Annotated in this window: 21 protein-coding genes; 20 read left to right on the top strand and 1 reads right to left on the bottom strand. The window is 39.0% G+C overall.

Going from position 1 to position 20901, the window contains the following annotated elements; translation table 11 throughout:
* Positions 1–90: 90 nt before the first annotated feature.
* From GC093_RS30010 to GC093_RS29975, 8 genes are all read left to right on the top strand, one after another.
* On the top strand, positions 91–1431 hold the full coding sequence (locus GC093_RS30010; RefSeq protein ID WP_171655606.1) for an ABC transporter substrate-binding protein: 1341 nt from the start codon (positions 91–93) through the stop codon (positions 1429–1431).
* A gap of 92 nt (positions 1432–1523) precedes the next feature.
* Entirely contained in the window at positions 1524–3128 is a 1605-nt protein-coding gene (locus GC093_RS30005) for a helix-turn-helix domain-containing protein (RefSeq protein WP_171655605.1), read from the top strand.
* Between the two features lie 129 nt (positions 3129–3257).
* A complete protein-coding gene (locus GC093_RS30000) occupies positions 3258–4205 on the top strand; it encodes a carbohydrate ABC transporter permease (RefSeq protein ID WP_246315638.1) in 948 nt (315 codons plus the stop codon).
* 11 nt (positions 4206–4216) lie between these two features.
* On the top strand, positions 4217–5047 hold the full coding sequence (locus GC093_RS29995) for a carbohydrate ABC transporter permease (RefSeq protein WP_171655603.1): 831 nt from the start codon (positions 4217–4219) through the stop codon (positions 5045–5047).
* Positions 5048–5090: 43 nt separating this feature from the next.
* A complete protein-coding gene (locus GC093_RS29990; protein WP_171655602.1) occupies positions 5091–6851 on the top strand; it encodes a glycoside hydrolase family 3 protein in 1761 nt (586 codons plus the stop codon).
* 274 nt (positions 6852–7125) lie between these two features.
* Positions 7126–8895 (top strand): histidine kinase, encoded by a 1770-nt coding sequence (locus tag GC093_RS29985; RefSeq protein ID WP_171655601.1) that lies wholly within the window; start codon positions 7126–7128, stop codon positions 8893–8895.
* 1 nt (position 8896) lies between these two features.
* Positions 8897–10501: a response regulator transcription factor gene (locus tag GC093_RS29980; RefSeq protein WP_171655600.1), complete on the top strand. Its 1605-nt coding sequence runs from the start codon at positions 8897–8899 to the stop codon at positions 10499–10501.
* A 27-nt stretch (positions 10502–10528) separates the two neighbouring features.
* Complete coding sequence (locus GC093_RS29975; protein WP_171655647.1) at positions 10529–10918, top strand: acyl-CoA thioesterase; 390 nt, start codon at positions 10529–10531, stop codon at positions 10916–10918.
* Positions 10919–11106: 188 nt separating this feature from the next.
* Here GC093_RS29975 and GC093_RS29970 read toward each other — a convergent pair whose 3' ends face one another.
* The gene (locus GC093_RS29970; RefSeq protein ID WP_171655599.1) at positions 11107–11319 is read right to left on the bottom strand and encodes a spore germination protein GerPD; all 213 of its coding nucleotides are present in this window, start codon (positions 11317–11319) and stop codon (positions 11107–11109) included.
* Positions 11320–11411: 92 nt separating this feature from the next.
* Between GC093_RS29970 and GC093_RS29965 the strand changes: the two genes are divergently transcribed.
* The 12 genes from GC093_RS29965 (at position 11412) to GC093_RS29910 (ending at position 20886) form a co-directional block, all read left to right on the top strand.
* On the top strand, positions 11412–11663 hold the full coding sequence (locus GC093_RS29965) for a spore germination protein (RefSeq protein ID WP_171655598.1): 252 nt from the start codon (positions 11412–11414) through the stop codon (positions 11661–11663).
* Positions 11660–11863 carry a spore germination protein GerPB gene (locus GC093_RS29960; protein ID WP_171655597.1) on the top strand — a complete coding sequence of 68 codons (204 nt, stop codon included), beginning with the start codon at positions 11660–11662 and terminating at the stop codon, positions 11861–11863. Before GC093_RS29965 ends, GC093_RS29960 begins: the two co-directional genes overlap by 4 nt.
* Positions 11864–11898: 35 nt before the next feature.
* Positions 11899–12510: a spore germination protein GerPC gene (gene gerPC / locus GC093_RS29955; RefSeq protein ID WP_171655596.1), complete on the top strand. Its 612-nt coding sequence runs from the start codon at positions 11899–11901 to the stop codon at positions 12508–12510.
* Entirely contained in the window at positions 12511–12684 is a 174-nt protein-coding gene (locus GC093_RS29950; RefSeq protein ID WP_171655595.1) for a spore germination protein GerPD, read from the top strand.
* A gap of 45 nt (positions 12685–12729) precedes the next feature.
* Complete coding sequence (locus tag GC093_RS29945; RefSeq protein WP_171655594.1) at positions 12730–13104, top strand: spore germination protein GerPE; 375 nt, start codon at positions 12730–12732, stop codon at positions 13102–13104.
* 34 nt (positions 13105–13138) lie between these two features.
* The gene (locus tag GC093_RS29940; RefSeq protein ID WP_171655593.1) at positions 13139–13351 is read left to right on the top strand and encodes a spore germination protein; all 213 of its coding nucleotides are present in this window, start codon (positions 13139–13141) and stop codon (positions 13349–13351) included.
* Positions 13352–13406: 55 nt separating this feature from the next.
* Positions 13407–13859: an Hsp20/alpha crystallin family protein gene (locus GC093_RS29935; protein ID WP_171655592.1), complete on the top strand. Its 453-nt coding sequence runs from the start codon at positions 13407–13409 to the stop codon at positions 13857–13859.
* A gap of 132 nt (positions 13860–13991) precedes the next feature.
* The gene (locus GC093_RS29930; protein WP_171655591.1) at positions 13992–14648 is read left to right on the top strand and encodes a S1C family serine protease; all 657 of its coding nucleotides are present in this window, start codon (positions 13992–13994) and stop codon (positions 14646–14648) included.
* A 322-nt stretch (positions 14649–14970) separates the two neighbouring features.
* Positions 14971–17637, top strand: coding sequence for an S-layer homology domain-containing protein (locus GC093_RS29925; protein ID WP_171655590.1), 2667 nt, complete (start codon positions 14971–14973; stop codon positions 17635–17637).
* Between the two features lie 472 nt (positions 17638–18109).
* The gene (locus tag GC093_RS29920) at positions 18110–18871 is read left to right on the top strand and encodes a YveK family protein (RefSeq protein WP_171655589.1); all 762 of its coding nucleotides are present in this window, start codon (positions 18110–18112) and stop codon (positions 18869–18871) included.
* On the top strand, positions 18852–19517 hold the full coding sequence (locus GC093_RS29915) for a CpsD/CapB family tyrosine-protein kinase (protein ID WP_171655588.1): 666 nt from the start codon (positions 18852–18854) through the stop codon (positions 19515–19517). Before GC093_RS29920 ends, GC093_RS29915 begins: the two co-directional genes overlap by 20 nt.
* A 46-nt stretch (positions 19518–19563) precedes the next feature.
* On the top strand, positions 19564–20886 hold the full coding sequence (locus GC093_RS29910; protein ID WP_171655587.1) for an efflux RND transporter periplasmic adaptor subunit: 1323 nt from the start codon (positions 19564–19566) through the stop codon (positions 20884–20886).
* Positions 20887–20901 lie beyond the last annotated feature (15 nt).

Genomic DNA, 20901 nt, shown 5'->3' with positions numbered 1-20901 from the left:
ATTTAACGTATGATTGATAAATAATCACATGTTCCCGCTTTCATAACTTGACATGATGCGGTTGCTAATAAGGGGAAAAGGGGATTGACGATGCTTATTAATAACAAAGCTCGAAGTCTGGCTGCTATTTCAATCATTGCGGGATTGCTCAGCGGATGTTCGGGTCCTATTGCTAAAAATTCAGAGGTTACCGACAAAAAAACGGAACAAGTAACGCTAAAATTTCACTTTTGGTATAATGAGGACCAAGATAATTGGAAAATAGTTTACAAGGAGTTCGAGAAAAAATATCCAAATATTAAGATTGAGGCAGTCACGGCCGGAGACAACAACTCGATTGATTATTTGAAAAAGCTTGATCTTGCTGCCGCTTCCGGTGATCAGATAGATGTGATGATGTTCTCTCAACCACAATTTTACACACAGCGGGCTGCTATCAAAATGCTTGAGCCTCTCAACAATTACATTGCAAAAGACGGTTATAAAGTGCAGGATGAATACTACATTGATCCATCGATCGGGGACAAGACCTATGCGCTTCCCGCTAAGAAAACGACTTTCTTTGTTATGTTGAATAAGAATCACTTGGATGAAGCAGGTCTACCGGTACCCAAGGATTGGACGTGGGATGAGTTCCTCGACTATTCGAAGAAGTTGACCAAAGGCGAAGGAGCGAATAAAAGGTATGGAACATTCTTTCATACATTTCCAATATACTATCAAATAGCTCAGATCAATCAGATGGATAATTACTACCTGTATAAGGATGACGGCAAGACCCTGAATTTGGATAACCCGCTTATTAAGCGCTCGCTTGATATCCGCAAGCAAGCGGAAATCGTGGACAAATCAGCAACGCCATATTCGGAAACAGTTAGCCAAAAACTGAGCTACAGACCTCAATTTTTCAATGAAAAAGCAAGTATGATTATCACAGGTGATTATATGATTCCTGAAGCTGGTGGAACGGATAAAGTGCCAGCTAACTTTAAGACTGTATTCGCACCTTATCCTAAAGTGAATAAGAACGATCCGACTACAACTATTTCGGGCGGAGATCTAATGGGTGTGTATGCCAAGTCCAAGCATAAGGACGAAGCTTATCAATTCGTACGCTGGTACACAACAGAAGGAATTACGCTTCAAGGGAAATATATCCCAGCATGGAAAAAGGCGGATGTATCCAACGTACTCGATAACCTAATTGCTTCCTCCAAAACACCGGATAACGTGGACAAGGAATCTTTATTGAACGTGATCAAAAACAGCATTCCTCAAAAATTCAACATTCCGAAACCCTACCATGATGAAATCGACAAAGCTTATATTAAAGAAGTCGAGAGATTTTTACTTGGTGAAGTGGATACGGATGCCGCCATTAAAAATGCATCGCAAAAGGTTCAAGAAGTCATAAAAAATAACAGCAAATAAACACAAAAATCAACGGTCTTCTCAGATGAACTGAGGTTTCCGTTGATTTTGATTTTCCTTGCGTAAACTCAAGAATTGGAGGCATTGCGAAAATGTGGAAAGTACTGCTTGTTGATGATAGTTATCCTGTGCTTGAGTTTCTATTGCATATCATTCCTTGGGAATCGCTTGAGATGGAAGTTATAGGCATGCATTATAATGGTAAAGAGGCATTAGAGCATTGCAAGCTAGAAATGCCGCACATTCTGATAACAGACATTGGAATGCCAGAAATAGACGGTTTAGAACTCACTAAGGCTGCAAAGCAGCTAGCCCCCTTGTTGAAAGTTATTATTTTATCCTGTCATGACGATTTCCAATATGCCCAACAAGCTGTCAAACTAAACGTAATGGATTACATATTAAAGGAAAAGATGAAGCCTGAAACAATAATTGAAATACTAAAAACTACACAACTCCAATTGGATCAAGAAAACAAAGTATTAGAAAGCCAGGTACGTTTAAAAAGCATTTTAGATCAGAATAATTCCTTACTAAAGGAATCCTTTATTCGTTCTACTCTTATGAATCCAATTCATGATACTAAACGTTGGGAAACCGAAGCCCAGCAGTTTGGGATCCATATGGACAAGCATATCTATGTACCTGTACTCTGTTTTGCTAAGCGATTATGTGAATTGAAACAACGGTATCAATCGGATGAATTGTTCAAGTATGTTTTTGAAAATGGCATCAACGAGCTGGTGGATACAAGGAGAGTAGGAGTTAGCTTTCACTACGCAGTCAATCAAATCATTTTATTGCTTCCTCTGCGACCCAACCACATAATCAAAGATTACAATGAGATTCGCTATAAACTTACTGCTATACAAGTGGAATTTGAAGAAAAAATAAGAATTAGCTTGTCTTTCATACTTTCTGTACCCTCCCATACTCCATCAGAAATTAAGCAGCGATTAAAAGAGATAACGGATAGCAAGAACCAACGTTTTTATGAAAATTCAAAAAGCATGTATAAATGGGAGCCATTCCAATATTCTACGGATGATATCTATAAGTATTTCTCGCTGGCATCAGACGAGCTCAAACAGCTTATTGTCGAAGGTAGGATAGAAACAGTGGAGGGTGTATTAAATCGATGGGAACAAATGATTAGAACTCATCGGTTTAAGGTAGAGGAAGTTCACGGTTGGGTACTTAAGCTAATGTCTGATATCGATTTGAAGTATCGCTCTCTGCGACACTTTCAAAAAGCTTTTTCAACAGAAAGGTTTCATAACACAGTACTAGAATTAGAATCTTTGGAAGAATTATTTGATTATATGCGGCATTTTCTCATGGAAAAAATCGATTATGTCACTAAATCACAGCACGAAAGTGAGCGAAGAGAAGTGATTGAAGCCAAACGATATGTGATGACACATATGTCAGAGAAGATCGTTATGGAGGAAATCGCTCGTATGCTGTTTTTAAATGCGAGTCATTTCAGTCGTATCTTTAAAATGGAAACGGGAGAAACCTTCATAGAATTCGTAACGCGGTATAAAATGGAACGAGCTCAAGAGTATTTATTGCAATCAGAAAAAAGTATAGAACGGATTGCCGAAATGCTCGGATATGAGAATACGAGTTATTTTATCAAATTGTTTAAAGCATTCTCAGGGATGTCACCGGTTAACTTCCGCAAGCTAAAGTGAGCATTCAAGGTAACTCTACAATAGAAAAAGCGCGCAAATATTTTTTCGGATAGAAAAAATTCTTGGATGTTCTTACTGTTTCAGCTCCTTATAATAAGAAGCATAACCAAACAACAAGAGGTGATTGATTTGAAACAAGCTTTGATAGAAAACCCCGCTGGAATCGTATCAAAGAAACTTCTGCAGCATTCTAGAAAGCGCTCTCATAGTGGTGATGCTTGGGCCGGCTTCTTTTTTACTGCACCCATGCTAATTACTACTACCATCCTAACGATTATACCCATTCTGCTCTCCGGTATCATTAGCTTCACCGATTGGAATTTTATTTCTGGTCTGGACAGCATCAAATCAGTCGGATTCGAAAATTACCAAAAGCTTTTTCATGATGAAAACTTTATTCAATCCATGAAGAACAACATCGCGTTGATGGCTGTTGTTCCCGTATCCCTATTTCTTTCATTAGTATTGGCGGTGCTCATTAATAAGGCGACGTACTTCAAAACCTTCTTCAAGGTAGTCTACTTTATGCCGTTTATCTCAAGTTTTGTAGCAGTAGCAGTATTGTGGAGGGTGTTATTTCATCCAACCAATGGTCCAATTAATGGATTCTTAAAGTCAATTGGGATCGATAGTCCGCCATTGTGGCTCGCGGATACGCATTACGCGTTGCTGTCTGTCATGATCATAATGGTATGGTCTTCACTAGGATTCAATATGATTATATTTATGGCTGGTTTGCAAAATATACCGAAGGATTTGTACGAAGCAGCTGATATTGATGGAGCATCGCCCATTCGGCAATTTTTCTCCATTACGTTGCAGATGCTTTCACCAACGACTTTCTTTTTGTTAATAACCGGATTGGTCGCTTCCTTCAAGGCATTCGATCTCATCATGATCCTGACGAACGGAGGGCCAGCAGGCTCCACTTCGGTCATTGTTTTTTACTTATACGAAACTGCATTTATCAATTTGAAGTCCGGTTACGCTTCTGCCATGGGCATCGTACTGCTTCTCTTCATTCTTGTGATTACTCTTATTCAATGGGTTGGTCAAAAGAAATGGGTAAACTATTAAGGGGTGTTCCTATGAAATTAATTCGTATCGATCGTACATTAATCACTTTAGTGATGGGGGCGATGGGAATCTTCTTCGCTTTGCCTTTCTTCTGGATGATTTCGGCTTCTTTCAAGCCAGAGCTTGATGTGTTGACTTATCCAATTCAATGGATTCCAAAGACGTGGAGAGCGGCAGAAAATTACCATGAGGTTTGGGCCGGAGCGCTGCCTTTTTCAATGTATTACTGGAACAGCTTGAAGGTTTCTATACTGACAACCCTGTTTTCTTTACTAATATCATGTATGGCTGCTTATGGCTTCTCTAAGGTTCCCTTCAAAGGGCGAGATATGATCTTCGTTCTCGTACTGGTCACCTTCATGATTCCTTCTCAGGCCATTCTGGTACCGCAATTTATTATGATGCGTTGGATGGGATTGTTTGATAGCCATCTTGGTTTGATCCTGATAGGTGCCTCCGGGGTTCTAGGGACATTCCTGCTGCGACAGTTTTTCATGGGTATTCATAATGATATTATTGAATCGGCCAGGATTGACGGTGCGAATCATTGGGTCATCTTTTCCCGGATTACACTTCCGCTAGTTAAGCCAGCTTTGGCAACCTATATGATCTTACGATTTATCTGGACATGGAACGATTACCAGAATCCGTTGATTTTTATCCGGTCTGATCTTTTGTTTACCCTGCAGATCGGTATGCGTAAGTTTGCAGATGCGAATGGCGAATTTTATTCCCTCATAATGGCTGGTGCTGTATCCGCTATTTTGCCGCTGTTGATTATTTTCATTATTGGGCAGAAGCATGTTATTGAAGGTGTTGCTATGGGTAGTGTGAAGGGATAAGTAAATCCAATACTCGGGTAAATTAAAAAGGAGATTACAAAAAATGGTGAATTTGAAAGCAAAACCTTTTAATTTAAGCAATGAAGACATTACATGGGTAGAAACAACAATAGATTCAATGACAATCGAAGAAAAGATCGGACAACTATTTATAAACTTAGGGTATCGTCATGATCAGGAATATTTAAAGGATATATTAGAAAAGTACCATATTGGCGGAGTGCGTTATAATCCCAATAATGCTGAAACGATCTATGAGCAAAATAAATATTTACAGGAAAACAGTAAGATTCCTTTACTCATCGCAGCCAATGTAGAGTCAGGCGGTAATGGGGCTTGTACAGATGGTACTTTGATTGGTACCCATATACAAATTGGCGCCACTAAAGACCCTCAATATGCATACCAATTAGGCTATGTTAGTGGTGTCGAAGGGGCTGCGATAGGTTGTAACTGGTCATTTGCTCCAGTGGTTGATATTAATTACAATTGGCGGAATCCCGTAACGATGACACGTTGTTTTAGCGATAAGCCAGAAGTGGTTTTGGATATGTCTGAGGCCTATTTTAAAGGGATATGTAAAAGCGGCTTCGCTGCTGCAATGAAGCATTTCCCTGGCGATGGTGTGGATGAGCGCGATCATCACTTATTGACGAGTGTTAATACACTGTCTTGCGAAGAATGGGATCAAACGTATGGCAAAGTGTATCATGGAATGATTGAAGCAGGGGTTCATAGCGTTATGATCGGTCATATTAAATTACCTGCTTATTCCCGCCGATTAAACCCAAATTTGACAGATGCAGAAATATTGCCTGCAACCTTATCGCCGGAATTAGTTACAGGATTATTGCGTGATAAGTTAGGGTTTAATGGATTGGTCCTTACCGATGCTTCTGCAATGTTAGGACTTACATCGGCTATGAAACGCTCAGACATATTACCTCACACAATAGCAGCGGGATGTGATATGTTCTTGTTCTTTAATGATCCGGAAGAGGATTTTTCCTTTATGATGGATGGTTACAAAAATGGTATTATTACCGAACAACGATTAACAGATGCGCTCAAACGCATTTTAGGATTAAAAGCTTCCCTTGGTTTGCATAATAAACAACGAGCAGGCACACTTGTTCCGCCGATATCGGCTTTAAGTGTGATTGGTTGTGAAACTCATAAGGCCATAGCGAGAGAGGTAGCAGATCAATCCATCACACTTGTTAAACAAACACGTGCAGAGCTACCTCTTAAACCGGAGACGCATCGTCGAATCATGTTGTATGTTCTTGGTGATGACCTCGTGTTTTTTGGGCAAAAACAACAAGGCGTAAAAGATATAATTGTTGAAGAGCTTGAGAAAGTTGGTTTTGAAGTGACCTTATTTGTACCGCAGACAGCGCAGATTGCACAAGTGAAGCAAGAGAGTGCTGAGAATAAGCAAGCTCCTGTAGCTGTTCAACGTTTTAAACGTGAGAAGGTATCAATATTTACGAATTCGTTTGACGCTGTGATCTTATTTGCGAATGTTCAAGAATTTGCACAAGCAAATTACGCGCGTATCAAATGGTCTTCACCTATGAGTTCGGAAATTCCGTGGTATGTTACCTCATTGCCGACGGTATTTGTTTCATTGCATAATCCCTTTCATTTATATGATGTGCCGATGGTTAAGACCTACATCAATGCATATGCACCAACCAGAACTGTAATTCAAGAAACGATTAAGAAAATATTAGGAGAATCTTCATTTAAAGGACAATGTGAAGTTGATGCTTTTTGTGGATTATGGGATACACGTATTTAATACTGATTAAATGATTGGTATCCGATAAGGAAATCAAATATTCCACGGGTTGGTATCATCCATGATATAATTTGCATAGTAGAGATTTGATTATTGCATATGCACGAAGCCTACTCGTATTACCTTGGATGGGCCATGACAGAATGCATCTTGTCTAACAGCAAGATGCATTCGATCATGGCCCCTCCTGTATTGAAGCTGTAACTGCCACCGATGCTCTAATTTTCGGCAATGTAAAGTTAAAAGTCTTTATTCTATTGATTAGGAGTTTATAATGTTATTATTCTTTCGAAATCTATCTCTTAGGAAAAAATTAATCGTTACTTCAATCACTTGTTTAATACTGCCAACCATCATTATGCTATATATTACAAATGATTTTTCACAGCGGATCATTCGAGAACATTCGTTGGAAAGCTCAAAACAGATATTGCAAAATGTGCAGGTTCAAATGAATAAGGTTATTGAAGAAATGGTTGCCGTATCGAATACGATTCAATTTGATTCGGAGCTTAAGAGCTCGCTTCAGGGCAAATCTGATCCATTACTATCGAAGTTAGTAACGACCCAATTAGAACAGTTGGTGAGTGATAAACCGAATATGCAGCTCACTTTGCTTATGGAGGATGGTCGATATTTTTCCGATTATTCGTATTATGAGTTTGAACCTTCGAATTTCAGGGAACAATCTTGGTTCAAGGATTTGTCCCAAACATCGGCATTAGATACGCTTTTTTTGGGAGTTCAACCTAATTATTTGAAATCACAGGTAGCAGAGAATCCTTATGTCATCATGACAGCAAGAGTTTTAACGGACAATTCGTCAAGGCCGTTTGCTTATTTAATTGTAAGTCGTACGGAGAATACGTTTAGCGACATCTATGACAAGTTTTCCGAGGAGATTTTTCTCTTGGATAATAATAGCCAAATTTTGTCCTATCGAGATAAGGGTTGTATTGGAGATAATTTTCTGGATTTAATTAAGAAAGGTGTCGTAGAATCACCTGAGATTATTAGTTTAAAAGGAAAAACTCACTTGTATGTGTCGATACCCCTTCGTCATGCTGGTTGGAATTTGGTCAGTTTGGCTCCTTATGAACAATTGACCGATAAATTAAACAATATTTCTCGGTCTGGTTTGGTTCTACAAGTGCTTTTTGTAGTTGGATTTATCATAATCCTTACCTATTTGCTTCAAAAGTTTACTAAACCGATTCAAGTACTTGGTGAAGTTGCGCTAAAGGTTGAAGCTGGAGATATAGAAGTACGGTCTAACATAAGAGGAAGGGATGAAGTAGGACGTCTAGGCCGGGCTTTCGATGAAATGCTTGACCGAATTATACAGATGCTTGAACAAGTCAAGCTCGAACAGCAGCTTAAACGGAAAGCAGAGATTGATATGTTGCATGCGCAAATTCATCCTCATTTCTTGTTTAACGTGCTAAGCTCCGTTCGTTTAAAGCTGTTAATGAAAGACGATCATCAGAACGCCGAATTGGTAGGATCATTATCAACTCTTCTGCGATCAACAGTTTCCAGCCAGCAAGAGTTTGTATCTTTACTTGCTGAGATCGATATGGCCAAGCAGTATATGGATTTGATGAACTTTACTATGAGGCATCCAGTCGTTTTTCATATAGATGTGAATTCGGAATTGCTTCTGGAAACAGTACCCAGATTTATACTCCAGCCAATAATTGAAAATGCTTATAAGCACGGCTTTTCCCGAAAAAGCGGTTGCATTACGATAAATGTAGAAAAATTTGGTGATAATTTGCTCATATCGGTTAAGGATAATGGACTGGGTATCGATTCTGAAACCATGAGCATTTTACAGGAACGCTTACTCCTTAATAAAAAACAGATTATTGAAGAATCTGCTCATAATGGCAGTTATAAGATATCGGGTATAGGGCTTTTCAATGTGTATGAGCGTCTAAAGTTAATTTATGGGGATCGGTTTCAGATGACGATACAAAGCGTTTATAATCAAGGCGCCAACATCGTATTAACCCTTCCAATTTCAACTATGGAGAATGAATGAAATGTATAAAGTAATTATCGCTGACGACCATATGCCTGTTATTGATTACCTAACGACAAAAATTCCTTGGCAGCAACTCGGTTTGGAGCTCATTGAGGCTTGTTCTGATGGAGAGGAAGCTGTTCATGCTTGCAAGCGTGTGACACCTGATATTCTAATCACCGATATAGGTATGCCAATCATAAATGGGTTAGAGTTAATTGAAGAAGGACGCAAAATCAACCCATTTCTAAAGACTGTCATATTATCATGCCATGAAGATTTTCACTTTGCTCAAAGGGCAGTCAAGTTGAATGTTAATGATTATATTCTAAAAGAAACTCTTCGAATCGAACAGTTAATAGATATTTTACGTCAGCTTACTAAACAGTTAAATGAAGAAGAAGTATTAAGAAGTGAAAGGCAGAAACTACAAACCGTAGTTTTTGAAAGTCTTTCATCGTTAGGCACGAAATTTTTGCATTCATTGATAGAACAACCTATATGGAATGAAACAGAATGGGCAGTGAAAGCGGAAAGCTTCGGCATTCGCTTAATAAATGGAACTCCTTATTTACCTGTGCTCTGCATGCTGGAACGTTTCTCGCATTTAGAGGAGAGGTTTGGCGGAGAGCACCAGCTTCAATATGTAATAGTTAATGCGCTAAACGAATCGGTTAAGATCGAGGGAAGTGTAATTGTTACACTTGACGAGAGACATTATTATATCCTATACCCCTATCCTAAGTCGATCAAATGGAACCTATTGGATAAAATAAACGAAGAGTTGCAATTGATTCAAAATTCAATGGGCCGTTATATGAAAATAGGAACTTCTTTTTACTTCGGTGAGAGTTGCGATACGATGACTGAATTGAAAAAGCAGATCACTTTATTACTGAATGCAAAAACCTTTCGCTTTTATTCAGGGGAGAATCGCATTCTCAAATTGCAGCATTTTGAGATAACTAAAGACGATATATTCGTTTATTATGCAGCGGCTCTGGATGATTTCAAAAATTGTATTCTGAATTGCGATGTTGATTATGTCAAAGGAACCCTAGCAAAGTGGATTGGTATAATGGACGCTAATAGATATCCTATGGATTCGGTCCGAAGTTGGGTGTTAAAAATCGTTACTGACATTGAACTAAAGTACACCGTAATGCAGCATTTTCTTACGAATTATAGCGCAGAGTTGCTTCAGCAAACGGTATACGCAATTGATACGCTAGATCATCTTAGTGAATGGTTGAACAACTTTTTAGTGGAAAAAATGGGAAAACTGAGAGCCTACCAGGATCATACTAAACGCAAAGAAATCGTCGAGGCACAGCGTTATGTTATGATGCATTTGAACGAAAAGATAAGTATGGATGAAATGGCAAAACGATTAGACCTTAATTCATCTCATTTTAGTCGTATTTTCAAAAAAGAGACTGGAGAAACGTTTATTGAATTTGTTACGAGATGTAAGATGGAGAGAGCTCGAGAGATGCTTGATAAATCCAATCAAAGTGTAGAACAAATTTCTGAGGAGCTTGGTTTTGATAATAGCAGTTATTTCTTTAAACTATTTCGTGCCTTCTCCGGTATGTCGCCAACGGAATATCGCAAAAAAATATAATTGGATTTATGGAGGGAACAAATGACGATGAAAGTAACGCTTGATATTGTGGTTCGATCAACTGAAATAGACGTTAATGGTCATGTCAATAATGCCAAATACTTAGAGTATTTAGAGTGGGGACGTGAAGAGTGGTATGATACGGCAGGTCTTAGCTACGAAGTGTTAAGCCAGTTAGGTGTTCAGACTGTAACTGTAAACATTAATATCAATTATCGTAAAGAGTGCAAGCAAGGGGATAGGCTTTCAATCCTAACTCATCCTGACAAAATCGGGAGAACTAGCTTCGTGCTTAAACAGGAGATATATAATCAAGCTGGAGAGCTTTGTGCTGACTCGCTTGTGACCAGTGTAACCATTGATATACAATCACGAAAAAGTAGTGATGTACCTGAAGCCTTACGACAGCTTTTTTAGCAGTTGACTTAAATTGTTCCTCGATCACTTTAGTCAGGGATTTTTATGAAAAATTGTAGCCAACCGTCTTTTTTTAGCCGCGGCACATGTCAAATTCTAATTCATACTGAATGAATAAAAATGGAGTCCGTAGATCCTGCGCGGCTCCATTTTTATGCCAGAAATCAACTGGAGTTGAAATGGCTTTATCATGGCGGATCAGGCTTCGTCTTCTCTAAGTTCCGATTTACTGGATTCAAAGGAATATTCGGACTAAAAACCAGAGAATCTGCTGGCGTATCAAAATGAGATATGCTGCTAATAACTTCTGCATCTCCGATTAAAACAATGGATGAATTGCCCACCCCTCCAATATCGATAACTTCGACACGAATACACTTATTGTTTACTGTCATTTTCATTCTTTACATACTTCCTTTCATAATCGATGAATACACAGAAACTTCAGTCATAAAATACATTAAGGACATTTTATTATAAAAGGATGTCGTGTATGCCGGCAATTGTAGGTGCCATCAATGTGATCAGTGTTAGCGGTGTTTTTAATGTCGGGGATGTGGGGATTATTTCCCCAACCACCTATAGTAAAACATATGCCGGAGGGGGATCATTCAATTCTGGTGAAACCCTGAATGTTAACAATTCTTCTAGTGTCATCAATGTGTATGATTCCGAAGCTTTTGAACAAACGGAAATCGTTGTGCCGCAAAATCAAGGTATCGGAGAGGGGGATAAAAAAGAATGAACTTCTTCATCCATCAAAACATTAACATCCACACAATTAAGGTGGAAGGTATCTCGAACTCTTCCGTTCTTCAAATTGGCAGTGCGGGTATTATTAAACCTGTTTCACAGCTTTATAATACGGGAGGATTCAAGGAAGCCGCACCATCAGTGGGGGCATCCGTTATTCCTTTTATCCCTTTGTCGGAGCCGAGATCTTAATTAATGGTTGATTTTGCAGGGAAAGGTTGAATGGTATGCACTATATGGACCCGGATATGCTGCGTTATATGAAGCAAGTTAACGATTACCTGCAGTATCTAAATCAACAAATACAACAACTGAATAGCAAAATTCAAGAAATGGATAAAGAAATAGACGAATTAAAGAAAAACAACATACAGCCACCAGTAATCCGAAATGAGTATCGTTTTGATCTATTAAAGGTGGAAAAGCTTGAGGGTACTTTGAACATCGGGCTCAATCCTACTCCAAGCTCAACGGATTCGTCTATTGAGGAGTTTTCTGTAGGGCAATCCCTACATACACCATCAGTTGCAGCGCAGCAGAACCCGCAAATGTTCCACTGCATTCAAGAGCAGGTCAAAGATTATTTGAACAGCGATGCTTATAGAGCTCTTGAAGTTTTTGAACATCAATATCAATATCCTTTGGATGAGCCCTACCGCAAATTTATTGTGGAAGACGTAAAAAAACAAATCGATCAACGGATCCGCTATTACTTGCTGAAGCATCCGGAACCAGCGGAAAACACACAGGAGTCGATCATTGAAGAAGTCAAACGAGACATTGAAAAAACATTTGAAGCTTTTATTAGAAATTTGCCGCGAAAGGAGAACGAAAATTAAATGGAGTTCACTGTAATTAATGGAGGCGTTGTAGTGGATTATATAGAAATTTCGTACTTGAGCAGCTCATCAACTTTTATGGTCGGAGACATTCGTTCGATCTCCTTGATTAGCGCTTTTGACACACCGCCTGAGAAGGTCATTATCGGTGTTACCATTCCTTTTGTTGGGTAGGAAAATCGCAGATCCAAGAGGGTAATGGATAAGGGGGCGCGGTCTTTGAACAACAGAATATCATCGATTGGCACTATTAAAATAAATACGGTAGGAGAAGCTACAGTCTTTGAAGTTGGCGACTCGGAGAATATGGCTCCATTCAATTATGCGATTGCTGTACAGCGTGAGAAAGCTATATTTCTTGAAAAAGAATTTGATTTCAGCGAATACGCTATTTTCTCCATTCCTCTCGAGGCACCTGTAATAGATGAAAACGTTCAACTGATGAGAATTAATGAATCACCCCATATAGTCGTAAATAAAATATCCGTGTTTCTGGTATCCGCCTCAGCAATTGTCCATATTGGATCCAGTGAAACTTTATACGCCCAGTCACGGATTAAGCATATCCGGCATTTACTAAAAGAAAGGCCTTGATGAAATATGCATATTCAGTTGGGAGGGGGCTTACTTGCCTTCAATTGTTCAGTCTGTAAATATTAACAGTAATAGCGGGACAGTGAATTTCGGAGATACGTTAAGCATTTCTCCAACGAGCAGCAGCAGAACGGTTGAAGGGCAAGGTGGGGGGAATATCGGAAATTTGGTAAATACCTTAAACGGAGTAAGCATAAACAATGTTCTAGAGCGTTCATTAATTGACCAGCCAACCACTAGCGTATAAGGGATAATGTGAGCTTCTAGGGGTGTACTAAATGGTTTAAGGGAGATCATTCTATATGGATAATAACAACAATCCTTTTTCTGTATTTAATTGGAAAAAATTCGAAGAATCTTTTGGTGGACGGTTACCCCAGGTATCCAGAAATAAGAACGATGGCTCGACATGGGTTGAGCAATACGTACAAGATATATTGAAACAATCTATACAACCCTTAAACCAATCCGCAGGGGGGGAGTATGATACAGAGATAGCAGAAACCGAACATGCTCTCATTATGAAGATTAATATACCGGACAAAACAGAGGCTAAAACTATCAAAACCTATGTATCAATCAATCAAGTAAAGCTGGAGGGGAATGCTCATGATAAGTTTCAATTGATCCGGCTTCCTCATCCTGTTATTCCTACCAGCTGCAAAGCGATTTACAAGGACGGAAGCTTGCAACTACATATTCGAAAACAAAGCAAGGATGAGCAGTTTTATGAAATTGATGTGAAATATTCTTGAAGGTAAGGGTTCTTCTCAAGTCGAGCGGGAAGGACTCTGCCTTTAGTCTCATCTCTTTTATTTCTTCCCGGTCCTACCATCAGCCAGTAGTTGGCAAAGTAAAATAATTACTAGGTAGAGGGAGGGTCGGATATGAGAAGGAAAGTGTTGCAAGCTGTTAATTTCGCTAAATACCTTCGAATCATTTTCTCATTGCTGGTGATGCTTTTTTTTACATGGTCTGAAGATACTAATGCTAACTTCCAATCCGAAGAACAACAGTCGATTCTGACTGCGCAGAAATTGCTGCAAGCAACTGTTAAAATAGAACCCAATTCGGTATCATCCGGCTCAGGTTTTTTCGTAGCTTCTGATCTTATTTTGACTAACTATCACGTCGTTAAAAATAACAATTCTGTTATTAGCTTCCGAACCTACAAGGAATTGACGTGCAGTGCGAAATTAGTGAGGCAGGAGGAGTATTCGGATCTTGCTTTGTTCCGCACGCCGTGCAGCAATGACAATTATTTGCCTCTGCAGGAATTGGCCTATGTGGGGCAATCTGTTATCGTAGCAGGGAATCCAACAGGGTTTGACTTTTCTATTTCGAAAGGAATTGTAAGCGCATTCAGACCGGAGAGAATTCAGTTTGATGCTAAAATTAACTTTGGATCATCCGGTGGTGTTGTATCCAACTTATACGGTGAGGTCATAGGTGTTACAACGGAAAAGTCGCTGCAGGAGGCTAACATTAATTTTGCCATTACAGCTCAAAGAGTCAATAAATTCCTTCAACGTGCAAAGGAGTAGCCTGTAGGGTAGGGGCGACTTTTGGTCTGCAACTGCAAGGTGATACCCAAGATCCATCCTCGCATGACTTCAATAAAGCTATGCCCCGTACTCTCCCTTTATTTGCTTAAATGCTCCTTGCTTAGTTTATTTACAGATGTTTTAAAGAGTATACCACCAATTTCGTTCTTTATAAAGAACTTTATCGGTATCTAAAGGAAACAAGAAACGGTACCGAATAAATTACATATCCTATGTTCTAAATTATAACAAAATCCTTAGTCGTCATACTGTACAATAATCGGGTATACTATAAATCTTTTATTAAGAAAGGTGAACTCTAGTGAAAAAGATTCTTAGGTCGCTGCTACTGCTAATTCTAGTGTTTCCGTTAATAATGACTAATGAAAAAGTATATTCGCAATCTGTTTTTAAGGATGTAGGTGAAGAGCACTGGGCCACAAAGGAGATTGAGCTGTTAACGGAGAAGAAGCTGATCAACGGTTATGCTGATGGAACCTTTCGAACAGAAAATCCCATTTCGCGGGCAGAGTCGGTAGCTGTATTGGTTCGTATGTTAGGCTTGAAAGCAGGTAAGGTTATGGGTTCACTACCCTTTAGAGATGTATCGCTTTCACATTGGTCAAGAGATGACATTATGATAGCTTATCAAAATGGTCTTTTATCGGGATATGCTGATGGATCCTTCCGCCCAGAAAATAATATTACAAGGGCGGAAGCGGCTGTGCTTTTTAGCAAAGCTTTTAAACTTAGGGACGGTGTCGCGGCTCAATCCTTTAAGGATGCTGCCCCCAGCTATTGGGCTTATGATCTGGTTAACAAGCTGGTTGTAAATGAGCTCATAGAAGGAACGTCCTTGAATACGTTTGAACCGGAAAAAGCTATAACGAGAGCAGAATTTTCTGTTGTCTTAGCCAGGGTACTTGAGAAGAAAATACCTTTTGCCATTAACATTTCAAAAGATCTATCAAAGCCAGCTCCAGACGCTGACGCTACTTACAGTTTAATAACGGCAGATTGGGGCATCTACAAGGATGGTACCCACCCTGTGGAAACCACACAAGGTTTTAATGAAGCTTTGAAATGGGCACATGAAAATGGGAAAACAACCTTCAAGGTACCAGAGGGGACGTATCTGATTAAAAAGCAGGATCCTAAATTATATGTGGATACAAGCGCACGTATTAATATGGTTCCTAATATGACATTTGAATTGGATGATAATGCAATTATTCAAAAAGAAACAAATGGATTCGGTGGATATCATACTTTGCATATTGGATATGGAGCAGATAATGTGACTCTAAAAGGTGGAATCTACAGGGGGGACAAAGATTCACATGACTACTCAGGCGGGGGTACACATGAAGGAGGATATGGAATTGTAACAGAAGGTGCCAATAACCTTACTATAGATGGAGTAAAGGGCGTCAATTTTACAGGTGACGGATTAATCATCGGTGGAAGCGGTACACTCATTCAAGATCTATATGAAAAAAGCTTTGTTTCTGGCGCAATAGACGAGAAGGGTGATTTTGTATCTGATCCTACGAAAATTCGGTTTCAAGGTGCAATAAATTTCAATAATCCTGTATTTAAGAAGGAACGAGAATTCGAATTTTCTAATGGTCAGAAGCTCACTAATATATTCGATGTTTACTTTTACAAAGAAGACGGGACATTCATGAATCGTTTGATGGATCAAAAGGTGCGCCAAATTATTCAAATACCTGAGGGAGCAAGCTATTTTTATGCTGTCTTTAATCAATCAAAGAGTTCGGCAGCCTACATAGAAGTATGGCAGCGGGCTGTCTCGAAAAATGTGGTTGTAAAGAACTCAGAGTTTGCCTTTAATCGCAGACAAGGTATTACTATCGCTGGTGGAGACCATATTACGATCATAAATAATGAGCTCCACGATATTAAAGGCACGGCCCCCCAAGCCGGGATAGATGTAGAAGCTGGCTATGGTGAAAATGGATTTTTAAATAGCAACATTTTTATAAAAAACAATAATTTTTATAATAACGCAGCCTACGATGTTATCCTGTATGATGGTCAAAATGCAACAGTTGAAGGAAACCACTTAAGCTCTAAAACTAAAATAGGTCTAGCTGTATCACCTCCATTTACGTCAGCGCTGATTAAAGATAACCATTTCGACGGATCCAATATTTTTGCCTATCATGACATAAAGTTTGAAGGTAACCGTATGAATGATGGCTCTACTCATTTGGAAGGGCCTAACCTAAATATTGACGGTATGACTTTTACAGACTCGAATTTTATAGTCAGCAGCACAGTGCCTTTCGGGATCACGGCATCGAATATTACTATGTATAATAACAAAATCGAATCAGAAATGTCCTTATGGGTGAACCCTATTCATATTAGCAATATTACGATGTATGGGGGTGGAATTACTGGGGATGCATCTGAGGGCAGTATAATCGATAATTTCAAGGTAATTGGAGCAGGTGGTCTGAACTTGCCTCCAGCTACCTATAACAACTGTGAAATCGAGTCATCCTCGGAGTCTACAGGCATAGTCACACTAGATAATCCCGGCAAATATATATTTAACAAATGTTCTTTTAAAGTATACACAGGTATTCTGCTTACCCATCCAGAAGCTGATTTTGCAATGTCAGATTCAACCTTTGATATGCTAGAAAAGCGATTTGTACTAAAAGCAGTAAAAGCAAAAAGGATTTTATTCGAAAATAATACGATAACGGCTAACAAGCTAGAAAATTCCACTGATTATCTAGTAATGATTGGCGATTATTGGACGAAAGATTATTCATCAACTGTTCAAGAAGCTATAATAAGGGGCAATGCAATTACATCCAATCTGGAAGCAGAAGGGATATCGACCCAATATGCAGGGACTGATGCCCCACCGTATACGGTCGAAAATAATGTATTAACTAATGCCAAACTCAAGCTTATGAAATCTACCATCCAAATTAACAATGTGGAAAAATGAGAAACGGGCTAGGAAGTGCGCTATCTATTCCATCAAGGAGAAGTAGTTGATTAGGAATAACAGATGCTGATCCAAATTGTAGCTATTTTAATGAAAACAGAGGTGTTTTATCCGCGAATGCGGATGAAACACCTCTGTTTGCTGAATCATACAAATTTTCATTTTTTTCTTTATAACGAATTAATTATTGGTGAAATTGTATATTTTTTAATTGACAACTGGAAAAGTACACTATAGACTAGTATTATAGTTCTCTAAAAAGAACGATATAACCATTTATTAAATAAAAATTGTTAAATTCATCACATATTTGACTAGGTAATGGATAAATCGACAATTTTAAATAAAAATATTGACACGATACAAAAAGTATCATAAATTTAGGGTGTGTCCATGTTACAAACTGTATCTTAAACATATATGGCAGAGCTGCTAATTTGTTTACAACAATAATTTTATGTGGGGGAAAATAATGGAGATCGAATTTAAAGAGTATTTCAGAGTTGTTATGAAGCGGCTGTGGCTAATTATTGTTTTTGTACTTATCTCCACAATTACTGTGGCCATCTACAGCACTAATACTTATCAGCCTATTTATCAAGCATCCAATAAATTGATTGTGAATCAAACCGTAGATCAAGATCAAATTGGAAGGGAACAAATCGATTTTGGAGCAATAGGCATGAACATTGCACTGATCGATACGTACAAAGAGATTATCAAAACACCCGCGATTATGGATAAGGTGGTTCAGCGATATCCAGATCTAAATTTGTCGGCGGAACAACTCATCTCCATCGTGGATGTCAACGGTATTAATGGTACACAATTGATGACAATTATTGCGCGGCATTCATCTTACGAAAAGGCAGCAAAAGTCGTCAATGCCGTCACGGATGTTTTTAAAACAGAAATTCCTAAAATTTTGAAGGTCAATAACATAGCTATATTAAATGAAGCCAAGATGCTGAACAATCCAAGGCCCGTTAATAAGCAATCGAATCAGTATATTTTGATGAGCTTCGTAGCTTCTCTAGTAATTGGGATAGGGGTCGCACTTTTATTGGATAGTATTGACGATACACTTAAGAGTAAAGAGGATATTCGTCTTGTTTTCGAGCTACCTACCTTAGCCGTAATAACCAAAGTTAAACCAAAAGAATTCAAGTCTGCCAAAAGGAAAAGAAATCCAAAGCAGGTAGGAGAGAAGCCATATGCCACGACAAATAGCTAATAGCGACATCATGATAATAGATCCTGATTCACCTACCTTTGAAGCGTATAGAACCTTAAGGACTAATATTGAATTCTCAGCCTTTGATCGTGTAGTTAAAACGATTACGATTACGTCAGCCAATCAAGGTGAGGGTCGAACGTCAACCGCTCTTAATTTAGCAGTTGCCTATGCGCAGGCGGGAAAGAAAGTAATGCTAGTAGACGCTGATCTACGGAAGCCTTCACTGCATCATGCATTTAACCTTGATAACACCAGAGGTCTAACGAATTTTCTAGCCAATCAAATTGCTATAAATGAAATTATTCGGGAAACTCCTGTCGATAATTTATCGCTTATCGTATCCGGGCATATTCCGCCCAATCCTTCGGAATTGCTAGCATCTGAACGTTTGCGTACACTTTTGGTTGAATTGAAGCAGAACTACGATATTATTCTGTTCGATACTTCACCTGCTTTAACCTTAACTGATGCTAAAATAATGGCGGCTACCTGTGATGGTGTACTGCTTGTTGTCGAATATGGAAAGATTAAACGCGATGTTGCTAAAAAGATTAAAGATGATCTCACTCATGTTAAGGCGAATTTGTTGGGGGTTGTGTTGAATAAATTGAACAGCAAAGATGCGGCGGCCTATCTGTATTAGCTTAATGAAGTTAAAAATGCTTTTAATGAAAGAGGGTAGTTAACTAATGAAGCAAAAAAGACTGAAGTCGCGTCTTGTTCAGCGAAGCGTGGTGATGCTTGGCGTTATGGGGCTTAGCTTAGCCGTCATAGCCGGTTGTACAGCCATGGAGGTTTTGAGTCCTATCCGCAATTCATCAAGTCCAGAACAAACAGGCAGTCAAGGAAATGTAATCAAGGCTGTTAAAACAGCGACTGTTACCAAGCAAAGAATCGGAGATCCGGTAGAGCAAAGCGCAGAAGTCCTGTCTTCTTTTCAAGTTACTGTAAATGCAAAAACGGGTGGGGATGTTGACCAAATTTTGAAGAAACGCGGAGAATTGGTGCAGGAAGGGGAAGTCATTTTTCGTTTAAAATCATCAGATGCAGTGTTGCAGAGAGAAAAAGCACTTATGACATTAAAAAGCGTCCAGGAAGGGCAAGCAAGGGCCAAGAAAGAATTTGAGCAAGCTAGAAATTCTCAGGAAAACAGCAGGCTTGAAACTATTAATACAATAAAAAAAATGGAGCAAGGACTGGAAGATTCGAAAAGAAGCCTTAATAAAATGAAAAATGATTATGATAAAGGGCTAGCTACGAAAGCACAAATTGAACAAGCCCAAACGCAATTGAAAAATGCACAGATGGATTTGGAGCTGCTTAAGCAAAAGCAAAGAACAACGGTAAAGATCGAACCGGCACCTGTTTCGGAATTACCTCTTATTAATGCCCAATTAGAGCTTCAGCAGGCGGATCAGGTAATAGAATACCTTGAGGTCAAAGCTCCAGTAAGTGGCGCTTTAACAGAGATGCCCTTAGAGCCGGGGATGTCTGTGTCAGCCGGTGCAAGCGTAGGATTAATTCAAAAGCTGGATCCGATAAAGATAAAATCACTGCTTAATGAGGATGCCACCAAATATGTGCGAGGGAAAAAGGAATTAACTTATTATTTATCTGGAGCCTCCCGCAAAAATAAGGGTGAAATAAGCTATCTAGCACCTGTCATGGATTCGCAGACTAAGGCATATGAATTAAACCTTGAAGTACCGAATCATGATGTAAGCTTGAAGCCAGGCATGAAATTACGGGTTCAGCTTACGGATGAAGAAGAACAAATGGTTATCGCAATTCCAACACAAAGCCTGCTTAAAGATGGGGAAGATAATTTTGTGTTTGTACTGACAGGTAGTGACACCGTTGAGAAACGTAAAATTCAAATTGGACGGTTAAATGAACCCCTTCAGGAAGTATTATCAGGCATCAAAGAAGGAGAGCAGCTTGTAATATCTGGTCAAAATCAACTGAAAGATAAAGATAAAGTACAGTCGGCTCCTTCAGAAGGGCAAAAATGACAATGGAGGCACGCC

This window comes from Paenibacillus foliorum (assembly GCF_013141765.1).
GTDB classification, from domain to species: domain Bacteria; phylum Bacillota; class Bacilli; order Paenibacillales; family NBRC-103111; genus Paenibacillus_S; species Paenibacillus_S foliorum.
Note: the sequence above shows the minus strand (reverse complement) of the source record. Positions and strands in the feature narration are given on the sequence as shown.